This is a genomic window from Elioraea sp. Yellowstone, assembly GCF_006704265.1.
Classification (GTDB): Bacteria; Pseudomonadota; Alphaproteobacteria; order Acetobacterales; family Acetobacteraceae; genus Elioraea.
Genome location: NZ_VIKA01000340.1, coordinates 1 through 476 on the forward strand (window position 1 = coordinate 1; position 476 = coordinate 476).

The window sequence follows — 476 nt, forward strand, 5'->3', positions numbered from 1 at the left end:
GCCTGTTCGCCCTGCATGCGCGCCTCGGCCGGCTGCCCTTCGAGCGCCTGGTCGCGCCCGCCGAGCAGCTCGCGCGCTTCGGCACCCAGGTCAGCCGCGCCTTCGCGCGCGACCTCGCGGTGGTCGCCGGCCCCCTCTTCGCCGATCCGCAGGCGCGCGCGCTGTTCGCGCGGGCCGACGGTGCGCCGCTCGGAGAGGGGGACCGGATCGAGCAGGCCGAGCTCGGCAACCTGATCGGGCTGATCCGCAGCCAGGGGGTCGGCGACCTCTATCAGGGCGCGCTTGCGCGCCGGCTGGCGGATGCCGCGGCGGCGGCGGGCGGCGGGCTGGCCGTGGAGGAGCTGCGCACGACGCTGCCGTCGCTGACCGCCACCGTGGGCGTCCCGCTCGGCAACGACGTGCTGCACGCGGCACCGGTGGGTGGCTCGATCGGCGCGGCGGTGGCGCTGGCGATCGCGCTCGCCCGCCGGGCGATC

General features: G+C 77.9%; 1 protein-coding gene. It reads left to right on the top strand.

From position 1 onward, the window contains the following. Positions 1 to 476 (top strand): gamma-glutamyltransferase (locus FK498_RS19035; protein ID WP_202614948.1); only part of this gene is annotated, 476 nt, incomplete at both ends.